This is a genomic window from Methylobacterium brachiatum, assembly GCF_020523825.1.
GTDB lineage: Bacteria > Pseudomonadota > Alphaproteobacteria > Rhizobiales > Beijerinckiaceae > Methylobacterium > Methylobacterium brachiatum.
Genome location: NZ_JAJALK010000005.1, coordinates 191,278 through 203,516, shown reverse-complemented (window position 1 = coordinate 203,516; position 12,239 = coordinate 191,278). Strand labels below are relative to the sequence as shown.

Here is a 12,239-nt window from a genome sequence, read left to right as displayed (position 1 = left end):
CACCATGCCGTGGTGGATCATGCCGGCCGGTTTCGGCCGGGCCGGTTCCGGGTCTTGCGGATGCAGGCCCGGTTGCCCCGGCCCGCCCGTGACCGCGATATCCAGGCGCGGTTTCGGTGCCATTTCAACCGACCGCCGGCTCGGTTACGCCTGAAACAGGCCGCGGATGGTCCCCGCGGTTTCGTGGCGCCGAGGCCTCCGGCGGACGGTCGCCTGCAAGGCGTTCAGGCGGCCGATCGGCTTCGGGAGCCCCGGAGCTGGTGCGCTCGCGCCGCGCGCCTCAACGCTTCGAGAGCGTGCGCGGCGGCGGCGCGGTCTTGGGGCCGGAGGTCAGCTTGGCGCCGGAGGCCAGCTTCGCGCCGGAGGCCAGATGTCTCTGCAGGGTCAAGGCGAGCGCGTTGGAGCGCCAGGGCCGGCGGGCGACCTCGACGACGGGAATGGCCGAGAGGATCTCCGGCTGCACGGCCTCGGATGCCGACAACGAGAGCACGATCGGCCATTTCGCGATCTGGGCGGCCCGGCGGGCAAAGGTGAGGCCCGATAAGCCGAGCAGCGGGTGCTCGACGATCAGCAGATCGAACCGCTCCGGCGCCGTGCGCAGGGCGGACAAGGCCGCCTCCGGGTCGACGTATCCGACCGGTTCGTAGCCCAGGGCCGCCAGGGTCTCCTCGTCCTCCTGGACCGCGGCGCGCGTCCGGCCCAGGATCATCACGGCGCCGCAAGCGCGCGATGCGTCGCTGATGGCCGGCGTCATCACCGGCAACCAGACCTCGAACGTGCTGCCCGCGCCGGGCACGCTGCGCACGTTGAAGGCGCCGTCCTGCTCCTGGACGAATTCGAACGCGGTCGCGAGCCCGAGGCCGGTTCCGGCCGGACGGGTGGTGAAGAACGGCTCGAAGATCCGCGCGAGCGTCGCCTCGTCCATGCCGCGGCCGGAATCGCTGACCCGGATCCGGATATGATCGCCCGGGCGCAACGTCCCGTGGGAGAGGGATTGCCGCTCCGCCAGGGTGATCCGGTCGAGCTGGATCTCGACCGCTCGATCCGGGCTCGACGCCTGCACGGCGTTGCGGATCAGGTTGTGTACCACCTGCTGGAGCTGCGCCGGCTCGCCGCCGACGATCGCCCCCTGGGCCGTCCCGGTGAACCGGATCACGGTCGGGTCGGCCGCCGAGGAGCGGATCTGGGCGATCGTCTCGGCGACGACCGCCTCGACGGCGCTGGTGCCTTGCATCGCGCTGCCGCGCCGCCCGAAATCGAGAATCTGGCTGGCGATCTCGTGCGCCCGTCCGCCGGCCTGGACCAGCATCTCGATCTGCCGCGCCGCCCGATCGGGATGCGCCGGCAAGGCCTCGGCCGCGATCTCGGCATGGCCGAGCATGACGTTGAGGACGTTGTTGATGTTGTGCGCGACACCGCTGGCGAAGGTGCCGATGGCCTCGAGCCGCTGTGCCCGGCGCAGCTCCCCCTCGATCGCGCGGCGCTCCGCCCAGACCTGCTGGCTCTCCAGCGCCGCGCCGAAGCTGTCGGCGACGACCTGCAGCAGGCCGCACGATTGCCGGAGCCAGCCCGGCAGATCGGAGGTGCTGCGCTCGAAGCACAGCAGGCCGACGGTGCGCTCGCCCCGGCGCAGCCGCGCGCAGGCCCACGAGACGATGCCGCGCTCGGCGAGGGCGTGCCGCAAGGCCGGATGCCCGGTCGCGTCCGCGGTCTCGATGAAGATGAGATCGTCCGAGGCGGCGGTGATGTCGGGGATCAGGGCGCGTTGCGCCATCGGCCAGCCCCGGGGCTGCGCAAGGCCGGGCCGGTTCCACAGATGCACGGCGCCGCTGCCGTCGAGCATCAGGACATAGCAATGGTCCGTGTTCAGGCCCCCGCCCACCATGGCCAGGACATCGACGATGTGGGCGGAGATCTCGTCGGGCTGGCTCCCCAGGAAGCGGTTGGCGGCCTGGGCCACGACGGTCTGGAAGGCGACCGTCCGACGCAGGATCAGGGTGCCGGCCCGCATCAGCAGGCCCACGCGCACGGCGAGGGCGAGCAGCGCCAGGGCGGCGGCGTAGAGCGCGAGGCGGAAACCATCGGCGCGGGCCTGGCGCTCGGCGTGCAGCTCCCGGCGGGCATCCAGCAGCGCTTGGCGGGCTTTCTCGCTCGACGCGACCGGAAGCGAGCGCGTCGCGGCGCCGACCTGGGGCAGCAGATCCAGGAGCTGGCGCCCGTGGAGCACGATGGCGGCGACATCCGCGGCCTGGTCCGTCGGCAGGGTCATCGCGGCCATGGCGTCGAGCCGCGCGCGGATGTCCTCGAGATGCTTCGCGCTCCCGTCCCGCGCGAGTTGCGAGACGCGGATCTGCAGGGCGGCCACGGCCTGCACGAGCCGCGGATCGACGTCCGGTTCGGACAGGCGATCGCTCAGCGAGTCGAAATACGCGACCGAGTTCTGCACCAGGGCGTTGCCGGTCTTGAAGCGCTCGACCATCTGCGCCTCCCGGTCCACCACCTCGGCGAGGGCCCGCACTTCGGCGTCGTCCGGCCGGCTCGCGGCCCGCAGGTCGGCCACCGCCGCCTGCATCTTGCGCAGATGGGCGACGATCGGATCGTAGTTGCGCAGATGCCCGGCGCGGGCCCGAAGCACGTCGTGCTGGAGGCGCGATTCGGCCAGCGCGAGGCTGCCGACGGTCCGCTGCATCGTCACATAGGCCGCCTCCATCTCGCCATTGCCGTTGATCAGCAGCCACGTCAGCAGCGCGGCCAACAGCGCACCGAGTACGGCGGCCTGCGCGGTCAACCTCATGGCCGATGGTCGTCGGTCGGCGGCGGGCCGGGGGGCGTCGCCGGGGGCACGGTCACGGGGTGACCTTCGTAGGATCCGGTCAGGGTGCCGAGGAACGCGACGATCGATGCGATCTGCGTCGTGGTCAGCTCCCGCCCGAGCTGGACCCGGGCCATCAGCCGCACGGCCTCCGGAAGCGTGGCGATGCCGCCGTCGTCGAAATAGGGCGCCGTGACCGCGACGTTGCGCAGGCTGGGGACGCGCAGCACCTCGGCGGTCTTGTTCGGGATCGTGACGAAGATCCCGACCTTCTCGAACAGATTGCCGCCGACATTGACGCCCTGATGGCAGGCCGAGCAGCCGATCCCGCGGAAGAGCGCGAAGCCCCGCTGCTCGGCTTCGGTGATGGCCCGCGCATCGCCGCGCAGCCACCGGTCGAACCGGCTGTCCGGGGTGAGCAGGTGCCGCTCGAAGCTGTTGATCGCGTCGACGACGGCCTCGCGGTCGGCCTCACGGCCGTAGGCGGACCGAAACCTGGCGGCGAGCGCCGGATCGGCGCGGACCGTGTCGAGGATGCGGGGCCACGACCCGCCCAGGAATTCCGGCTGGGTCAGCGCCAGCTCGGCCTGATCCTTGAGGGTCGGGATATCGCCCGCCCAGCCCAGGCGGAAGTTCAGGGCGGCGTTGAAGACCGTGGGCGTGTTGCGCGGCACCGGCGTGCCGTCGGTGGTGACGTTCCGCGGGACCGCGCTTGCGCCGTTGGTCCGGATGTCGTGGCAGGTGATGCAGGCGCGGTCGCCCCGGCGCGACAGCCGGGTGTCGGAGAACAGCATCCGGCCGATATCGACGCGGTCCGGGTCGGCCCCCAGCGAGCTGGGGACCGGCGTGATGACGGCCGAGGCCTCGACGGCATCGGCGATCGCCGGACTGCCGGCCGGCCCTTCCTGGGCGGCCGGCGCCAGGATGGCCACGGCGCTGCCGAGCAGCGCCGCGAGGAGGGGCCGTGCCGGGCGCCCGATCACGGCTACAGCTTCTCGACGGGCGTGGTCAGGACGTAGCCCACGCCGCGCTCGGTGACGATCAGGCGGGGCGCACTCGGGTCCACCTCCAGCTTGCGGCGCAGGCGCAGGATCTGGACGTCGATGCTGCGGTCGAACACGTCCTCGTGGACCCGCGTGGCCTGCAGGAGGTGCTCGCGGCTCAGGGGGCGCTGGGGCGCATCCAGGAAGGCCACGAGCAGCGCGTACTCGCCGTTGCTCAGCGCGACGCCCTCACCGGCCGGGTTGGTCAGGCGCCGCCGCCGTCGGTCGAGCACCCAGCCGTCGAAGCGACTGCGATGCGAATCCTGCGCCTTCGGCGGAACGGGCGTCACCTCGGCCCGGCGCAGGATGACCCGGATGCGGGCCAGGAGCTCGCGCAGGCCGTAGGGTTTGACGAGATAATCGTCGGCGCCGAGCTCGAGGCCGATCACGCGATCGATCTCGTCGCGGCGATGGCCGGTCGTGATGATCACCGGCAGATCGCTCCGGGTCCGCAGGTCGCGCAGCAGGTCGAGGCCGTTCTCCGAGCCCAGGCGCAAATCGAGCACCACGAGGTCGAAATCGCCCTCCGCGAGCCACCGCTCCGCCTCGGCCCGGTTGGTCGCCGCCGTCACGTCGACGTCGTGGTCGGCGAAATGATCCGAGACGATGCGCTGCATGCCCGCATCGTCCTCAATGAGCAGGATGCGGGTCTTGCCGGGGCGCGGCCTCCGGCCCTGACCCCTGTCCAGACTGGGTTCGATCATGGGCACCTCACGCTTCTCGGCAGAGCGCCGCCCCGACCTCCGCGGCTGGATGGCGGCGCCGTGTCGGGGACGCCGCCACCCGGGGAGTCATCGAACCGTCGTCGCCAGCCCATGCCCGATCGCCCGTCTGAGGGCGCCCGGGTGTGGCCCTGCACCGCTGAGTTGATATCACGGCCCCAAAAGGATTGCGCCCACCACATTGTGCGAGGCAGCACAACGCGGGCGATGACCTTCAATAACGCCGTCTCGATCCGGCAAGAAGCAGCTCAGTTACGGTTGTAACCGGAAGTCGTGATGGCTGACATGCCGATGTAACTGCCGAATATGATCGTCACCCTCTCTGGATGAAGGGGTGATTATGACCGACGCTCTGATCCGAGATGTCTGCGGCGTAGACCCGGGGCGCTTCAACAAGATTGTGCCCGATCGATTGCCTCGTGGCGAAGATCTTCCCGCCTGCGGCCGCCGCGGTCCTCGACTGCGACGCGTCGCGATAGCCTCGCCCCCGATCGCACCGGCCCGACCCGCGCTCTTCGTCTTCGGGCGGTGGCTGCTGGATGCCCTCGTGGTCAGCTTCGCCCATGGCGGCTGTATCCATCACACCCATCCGGATTACATCGCGTTCCTGCGCGACATCAACAGCAACGCGCGGCGCTAGACCAGATCCGACCGGAAATCCGTCGCTTCGGCAAAGACCTCGCGGCGCGCGCCACGGACTTCAGCGCTTCGATCCGGTCGAAACGGACCGCTTTTCCAAGCAATGCGTGCGGATGCTCCAGATCTTCCGCGTCGTCGCGCGATTTCGCGCCGTGAATGTCAAATCCAATCGTCGACCGATCCCGAAACAGCGCGCTCCTGCGCAGTCCTATTGGGAAGCCTTTCAGATGTCGCTCAGCGTCTTGTGTATCTCGTGGGGAACCACGGGCAATCTCAGCCCCGTGCTGACGGCCGGACGGCAGCTGCACCGGGCGGGGCATCGCGTGCGCATCATGGCCGATCCGGTGATGCGCAGCGAGGTCGAGGCGGCCGGCTTTCCCTTCATCGGATGGCGCCGGGCCCCCGTCGGCACCGATGCGGACCCCGCCGATTTCTCCGACCTCGCCGACTGGTTCCGCAAGACGCTGTTCGTGCCGGCCGGCGCCTACGCAGCCGACACGCTCGACGAGATCCGGCGCGTTCCGACCGACGCCGTCCTGAGCCTCGACCTGCTGCTGGGCTGCGCGCTGGCGGCCGAGGCGGCGGACCTGCCGCACGCGATCCTGTCGCCGCATATCAGCATCCGCCCGCTGCCCGGCATGCCGCCCGCCGCCAGCGGCCTCACGCCCCCGCGGACCGCCGCGGAGCGCGCCGCGATGGCGGCGGCCACCGAGGCGATCACGACGGCCATGGAGAAGGGCCGCACCGCCCTCAACGCCACGCGGCGCGGCCTGGGATTGCCGCCGGTCGCGAGCGCGTTCGATTATTTCGACCGGGCCGACCGCGTCCTCCTGGCGATCAGCCGGGCCTTCGACTTCGACGCAGCGACGCTCCCGGGGAATTACCGGTATATCGGCCCGCTGCTCGACGAGCCGGGCTGGACGCGGGGCGGCCCGTCGGCCTGGCCCGGCACCAGCCGGCCGCGCATCCTCGTCGCCGGCAGCACCGGCGCCCAGAACCAGACCGAGCTCCTGCAGCGGATCGTGCGCGCCGTCGGGACGGTCGATGCCGAGGCGCTGGTGACCACCGGGCCCCATGTCCGGCCGGAAGACCTGGCGATGCCCGCCAATGTCCGCGTCGTGACGGCGGCCTCCCACGAAGCCCTGATGGAGGAGGCGGCCCTGGTGGTCAGCCAGGGCGGGCACGGCACCGTGTCCCGCGCGCTGCTGCACGGCGTGCCGCTGCTGGTCATGCCGATGGCCCGCGACCAGACCGACAACGCCGCCCGGGTCGGCGCGCGGGGCGCCGGCCTGCGCCTGGCCCCCGACGCGCCGGAGGCCGAGATCGCGGCGGCGATGCGCCGGCTGCTCACCGAGCCGCAGTTTCGCGTCGCGGCCGGCACCCTCGGCGCGGCCGTCCGGGCGGATCTCGATGCGGCCGGTCTCGTCCGCGAGATCGACGCGATGGTCGCGGCCCGGAAAACCAGGGCGGATTCGGCAGACCGGCGTTGGGCGTGATCCCGCTCGCCAACGGGTGGATCCGGCCGCGCGGACGCCTCCGGCCGGGCACCGCCGCGTTCTCGGCCCTGATCGGGCTGCTGGCGGCGCTCCCGACCTTCGGCATCGACATGATCCTGCCGAGCCTGCCGGACACGGCCGCCGCCCTGCGGGTCCCGTCCTCCGCCATCGGCTCGACCATGGGGATCTACCTGCTGAGCCTCGGAATCGCCCTGCTGGTCTACGGGCCGCTCTCGGACCGGCTCGGCCGCCGGCCCACCATCATCGGCGGCTGCCTCCTCCTGATCGGCGGCAGCCTCGGTTGCCTCGCCGCGCAGACGCTGCCGCAATTGCTGCTGGGCCGGGCCGTGCAGGGATTCGGTGCGGCGGGGCCGGGCCTCGCTGCCATGGCGATCGTGCGCGACGTCTCCGAGGGCGAGACCGCGCGCGCCCGGATGTCGTTCGTCGTCCTCGTGATCAACGTGGTGCCGATGATCGCCCCGACGGTCGGGGCGGCGCTGATGGGTCTCGGCGGCTGGCGCCTGATCCACGCGGCGCCGATCGCCGCATCCCTCGCGGCTCTCGTGGCCGTCCGGCATGTCGACGAGACCGCGCGGCTCACGCCATCGCCCGGCCTGAATGCGCGCGCGGTGCTGCAGGGCTACGCGCGCATCCTCGCGGACCCGGTCTTCCGCGGCAACGCCCTGTGCAACGCCGCTTCGGCCGGGGCGGTCTTCGCCTACATCACTGGCTCCGCGCTGGTCTTCATCGACGCCTTCGGCGTCAGCCCGCAGACCTACGGCATCGTCTTCGGCGCGAGTTCGCTGTCCGTCATGGCCGGCGCGTTCCTGAACGCCCGCCTCGTCGCGCGCGGCGGGCGGCCCCGTCAGGCGATCGGAGCGGGTCTCGCCCTGGCGACCGCCGTCGCGGCGATCCTGATGGGCGCGGCCTTGGCCGGACGTCCCTCGCCGGTCCCGGTGGTCGTCGCCATGGTCGGCACGGCGCTGGCCTTCGGCCTGATCTCGCCCAACGCGCTGCACGGGGCCACGGAGCCGATGCCCGAGGCCGCCGGCGCGGCCAGCGGCGTGGCGATCTGCCTGCAGATGCTGGTCGGCGCCCTCGCCAGCGATGGCGTGGCGCGGATTTTCGACGGCCGCTCCGCCCTGTCGATGGCCGCCGTGATGCTCGGGGCCTGCCTGGCGGCGATCGCCGCCATCGCGACCCTCCCGAGTCCTGCCGCCGGGCGATCGATGCCCCGATCCTGATCACACGGAGATTCCCATGACCTTCGAACCGCCCCGGTGGCAGCCCGTCCATCTGGCCCGCGACGGCGTCCGGCTCGCCCATGTCGAGGCCGGGCCGATGACGCCCCAGGGCCACCCCCTGGTGCTGATCAACGGCTGGACCGGCGATCACGGCATCTTCACGCCGCAGATCCGGCACTTCTCGCGGCTCCGGCGGGTCGTCGCCGTGGACCTGCGCGGTCACGGCGCCAGCGACGCGCCGGAGCAGGATTATACGGTCGCGGGCTTCGCCGACGACGTCGCCTGGCAGTGCCGCCAGCTGGGCTTGGTCAAGCCGATCGTCATCGGCCACAGCTTCGGCGGCGCGGTGGGGCTCGAATTGTGCGGGCGCCATCCCGACCTCGCCGCGGGCCTGGTGATGATCGATTCCATCGTCCTGCCGTCGCCGGACCAGCGCGGCAATGTCGAGCTGGCGCAGCTCCTGTCCGGCGTCGGCGGTCCGGATTACCCCGCGGCGGCGCTGGCGGCCGCCTGGTCGATCGGGGGCGCCTTCGACGAGCCGACCCGGCGCCAAGCGATCTTCGACACGTATGTTCTCGGCCCCTGCCGCAAGACGCCCCAGCACGTAGCGCATTCCACGCTGCACAACATGGTCCAGAACCACGATCCGATCCCGGCCGCGCGCGCCTGCCGGGTCCCGATGGCCTACATCTCCGCCGACGTGCCGCTGATCGAGTCGGCACGCGATCTCGAACGGCTGCGCGAACTCTGCCCGCAGCTGGTGACCGCCAAGACGCTGCTCGCCGGCCATTTCAACACGATCGAGGTGGCCGAGCAGGTCAACGCGATGATCGACCGCTTCCTCGCGGTCGGGCTGAAGCCCCGGGCGCGCTGAACGGGCGGCCGGATGACGCGCGGCGCCGGGGCGATCTCCGCTCCGGCGTCCGGCATTCTCCCGTTACTGCGCGCGCCTGCGGCCGCTGACAGTCCGGCCGGAAGCCGGCTCGTCGCCCAGGAGACGCCGGGCCGACGCGATGACCTGAAGGGTCTGGGAGCTGAGCTGCTCGCTCCGGGCCCGCAGGTCGAAGCGCCTCAGGCGCGCGATGAGGTGCTGGCCGTCATCGGTGCCGCCGATCACCGAGTCGGTGATGAGCCGCCGCAGCAGCATTTCGAAGCGATCGTCCGGACTGGGCTCGCTTGCGATCATGGCGATACCTCCTTGCGCGAAGCATCGTCGTTCTGAGCCGCGCCCGTTACGGCACGATTTCGGAATCGCCGACGCCCGAAATAGCCTCGGGCCGATGCGGGCCCGCGGGATCCGGGTCGCCGGCATCGACGCCCGGTGGCCGATCGAGCGGAGGTCGGCCGCACCGGCGCCGCGCCACCGGGGCTCGTCGGGCGGCCCGAATGTTATGACCGTAACCAACGGCCGCTCTTTCGAAATCGTCCTGTAGTCCGGCCTTTCGAGAATCCGCGCGCTTGAACAGCAGCGAGGATGTGTCGATGAAGTGTCACAGGGACGAGCACGGATACGTCGGAAGCGCCGGGGCCCGCCACGCTGTCCCGACCCTGTCCGTGGCTGAACTCGAGGCCGACCCGCACGGCGTGTTCCGCACCTGGCGGCCCCGGGTGCCGTTCATCATCCATGAGATCGGCGGCTACATGGTCCTGCGCGCGCAGGACGTCGATCAGCTGATGCGGGATCCGCGCGTCCAGGCGACCGAGACCCTCTATCCGGAGATGCGCGAGATCCCGCAGGGCCGGCTGTTCGACATCTTCGCGCACGGCATGCTCACCGCCAACGGTGCGGTCCACCGGCGGCGCCGGTCACCGTTCACCCGGACCTTCGCGACCCGCCTGGTCGAGAATCTGCGCCCCCGCATCCGGGACGCCGCCGAGGCCCTCGTCCGGGATTGCATGGAGGAGGGCGAGGTCGATCTCGTCGCGAGCTACACCGGCCTGATCCCCGCCCAGACCATCGCCGACATCCTCGGGCTGCCGCGCGGCGACATCCCCCGGTTCACGCGGCTCGCCTACGAGGTCTCGCGGGTCCTGAGCTTCACCTTCGGGCCGGAGGACCTGCCCGAGATCGAGGCGGCGGCGGTCGCCTTGCACGATTACGTCGTCGAGATCCTCGAAGCCCGGCGCGCGGCACCCCGGGACGATTTCCTGTCCCGCTTCCTCGCGGAGGCGGATGCGGCGGGCGAGCTGACGCCGGACGAGGTGGTCATCCAGCTCGTGCAGATGATCATCGGCGGCACCGACACCACGAGGGGGGCCGGCGCCATGCAGATCGCCCTGCTGTTGCAGCATCCCGAGCAATGGGAGGCGGTCAAGCAGGATCCCGGCCTCGTGCCGGCCGCGGTGGCGGAATCCCTGCGGTTCGAGCCGAGCGTCGGCTCCGCCGGACGCGTCGCCAAGGAGGATATCACCCTCGACGGGCACGTCGTGCCGGCCAACAGCCTGATCATGCTCTCGATCCTGTCGGCGATGCGCGACGAGCAGGCCTATGCACGGCCCGACGCGTTCGACATCCACCGCACCGACCGCCCGCGCCTGCACCCCGTCTTCGGGGGCGGGGTGCACCGGTGCCTCGGAGAGGCCCTGGCCCGGATCGAGCTGGAGGAGGGGCTGGGCGCCCTGGTGCGGCTGGCCCCGGGGCTGCGCTTCGCCGGCCCGGTTCCGATGCTGCACGGGCACAGCGGCATCCGCCGCATCGATGCGCTGCGGGTCGCCTGGTAGCCCCCGGGCGGGCGTTCCAGCGGTAACCGTTTCGGCGCCCATCCGCAGCCGTCGCGTAACGGGCGGCCCCCAGCCTCGCGCCTGGGTCGCCGCATCGGCGCGGCGCCCGCTTCCCCACGCGAAGACAGGACGAGCGCGATGAAGATCCTCCTCTGCTCCACGCCCGCGACGGGCCATCTCAACCCGATACTGGCCATCGCCCGGATGCTGGCCGACGAGGGCCACGAGGTCATGGTGCTGTCGGGCTCGGCCTTCCGCGACCGCATCGAGGCGACCGGCGCCCGGTTCGCGGCGCTGCCCGGCATCGCCGATTTCGACGGGCGCAACCTCGTCGCGGTCGTTCCCGAGCTGGCGCAGACCCCGCCCGGCCCGGACTGGCTGCGCGTCGCCATGGAGCGGATCTTCATCGAGCGGATCCCGGATCAGCATCGCGGCCTCCAGGACGCCCTTCGGGCTTTCCCGGCCGCGGTCGTGATCGGCGACGACATGTTCTTCGGCGTCCTGCCCCTGCTGCTCGGGCCGCGATCGAAGCGGCCGGCCATCGTCCTGTGCGGCACGTCGATCCTGCATTGCTCACGGCCCGACAAGGCCCCGATCTTCCTCGGGCTGCCGCCGGCCCAGACCCTCGAGCAGCGGGACGCCTATGCGCGGATCGCGCGGGCGCACGAGGCGGCCGTCGACCGGCCCGTCGCGCGCCGCCTGGCGGGCGTGCTGGAGGAGGTCGGGGTTCCGGCCCCGTCCTGGACCCTGTTCGACGCGGTGGTGCAGCTCGCCGACACCTACCTGCAGCTCACCGTCCCGAGCTTCGAATACCCGTTCCCGCTGCCGCCGGCGGTGACCTTCGTCGGCGCGCCGCCGATCGTGCCGGGGCAGGCGCCGCTGCCGGCCTGGGCGAACGATCTCGACGGCGCCCGCAAGGTCGTGCTCGTCACACAGGGCACCGTCGCGAACCACGATTTCGGCCTGCTGGTCGGCCCGACCCTCGCGGCGCTCGCCGGTGAGCCGGACATCCTCACCGTCGTCACGGCCGGCGGACGCGCGCGCGACGCCATCCCGGGGCCGATCCCGGCCAATGCGCGGCTCGCCGATTACCTGCCGTTCGAGTGGATCCTGCCGCGGATCGACGCGATGGTGACGAATGGCGGTTACGGCAGCGTCAACCAAGCCCTCAGCTTCGGCGTGCCCCTCGTCGCCGCGGGCCTGACCGAGGACAAGGCCGACGTGAACGCCCGCATCGCCTGGTCGGGGGCGGGCATCGACCTCGGCACGAACAATCCGACCCCGGAGGCGCTTCGGCGCGCCGTGCGGACCGTGCTCGACGAACCCGGTCACCGCCGGGAGGCTCGGCGCCTCGCCGCCGAATTCACCGCCTACGATGCCCGGGCGGGGATCCTGCGGGTGCTCGCGCGGCACGCCGAACCCGGGCGGGTGCGCAGCGCCGCCTGACTTATCCGACGGTCAGATTTCCGGCTGCCGAGAGCGACAGCCAAACCCCGCATGATCCGGGCGGCGCCGATCCGAGAGATCGGTGCCGCCCGCGTCTGTTCGCGGCCCGAACATCT

Annotated in this window: 10 protein-coding genes; 6 read left to right on the top strand and 4 right to left on the bottom strand. The window is 71.6% G+C overall.

The window, feature by feature from the left end; translation table 11 throughout:
• Positions 1-280: 280 nt before the first annotated feature.
• From LGR69_RS13750 to LGR69_RS13740, 3 genes are read right to left on the bottom strand one after another with little or no spacing between them, the layout of a single operon-like run.
• The gene (locus LGR69_RS13750; RefSeq protein ID WP_230366360.1) at positions 281-2,794 is read right to left on the bottom strand and encodes a two-component system VirA-like sensor kinase; all 2,514 of its coding nucleotides are present in this window, start codon (positions 2,792-2,794) and stop codon (positions 281-283) included.
• Complete coding sequence (locus LGR69_RS13745) at positions 2,791-3,795, bottom strand: cytochrome-c peroxidase (RefSeq protein WP_230366359.1); 1,005 nt, start codon at positions 3,793-3,795, stop codon at positions 2,791-2,793. Before LGR69_RS13745 ends, LGR69_RS13750 begins: the two co-directional genes overlap by 4 nt.
• A gap of 2 nt (positions 3,796-3,797) precedes the next feature.
• On the bottom strand, positions 3,798-4,559 hold the full coding sequence (locus LGR69_RS13740) for a response regulator (RefSeq protein ID WP_007564501.1): 762 nt from the start codon (positions 4,557-4,559) through the stop codon (positions 3,798-3,800).
• A 358-nt stretch (positions 4,560-4,917) separates the two neighbouring features.
• On the opposite strand from LGR69_RS13740, the gene LGR69_RS13735 reads away from it, so the two are divergent.
• The 4 genes from LGR69_RS13735 (at position 4,918) to LGR69_RS13720 (ending at position 8,830) form a co-directional block, all read left to right on the top strand.
• On the top strand, positions 4,918-5,217 hold the full coding sequence (locus LGR69_RS13735) for a hypothetical protein (protein ID WP_230366358.1): 300 nt from the start codon (positions 4,918-4,920) through the stop codon (positions 5,215-5,217).
• A gap of 226 nt (positions 5,218-5,443) precedes the next feature.
• Complete coding sequence (locus LGR69_RS13730; protein ID WP_230366357.1) at positions 5,444-6,712, top strand: glycosyltransferase; 1,269 nt, start codon at positions 5,444-5,446, stop codon at positions 6,710-6,712.
• The gene (locus LGR69_RS13725; protein WP_230366356.1) at positions 6,709-7,956 is read left to right on the top strand and encodes a multidrug effflux MFS transporter; all 1,248 of its coding nucleotides are present in this window, start codon (positions 6,709-6,711) and stop codon (positions 7,954-7,956) included. Before LGR69_RS13730 ends, LGR69_RS13725 begins: the two co-directional genes overlap by 4 nt.
• Positions 7,957-7,972: 16 nt before the next feature.
• Positions 7,973-8,830 carry an alpha/beta fold hydrolase gene (locus LGR69_RS13720; RefSeq protein ID WP_230366355.1) on the top strand — a complete coding sequence of 286 codons (858 nt, stop codon included), beginning with the start codon at positions 7,973-7,975 and terminating at the stop codon, positions 8,828-8,830.
• 63 nt (positions 8,831-8,893) lie between these two features.
• Here the strand turns inward: LGR69_RS13720 and LGR69_RS13715 are convergent, their stop codons facing one another.
• Entirely contained in the window at positions 8,894-9,142 is a 249-nt protein-coding gene (locus LGR69_RS13715) for a hypothetical protein (protein ID WP_007564505.1), read from the bottom strand.
• A gap of 296 nt (positions 9,143-9,438) precedes the next feature.
• Between LGR69_RS13715 and LGR69_RS13710 the strand changes: the two genes are divergently transcribed.
• A complete protein-coding gene (locus LGR69_RS13710; protein WP_230366354.1) occupies positions 9,439-10,677 on the top strand; it encodes a cytochrome P450 in 1,239 nt (412 codons plus the stop codon).
• 138 nt (positions 10,678-10,815) lie between these two features.
• A complete protein-coding gene (locus tag LGR69_RS13705) occupies positions 10,816-12,123 on the top strand; it encodes a glycosyltransferase (protein WP_230366353.1) in 1,308 nt (435 codons plus the stop codon).
• Positions 12,124-12,239 lie beyond the last annotated feature (116 nt).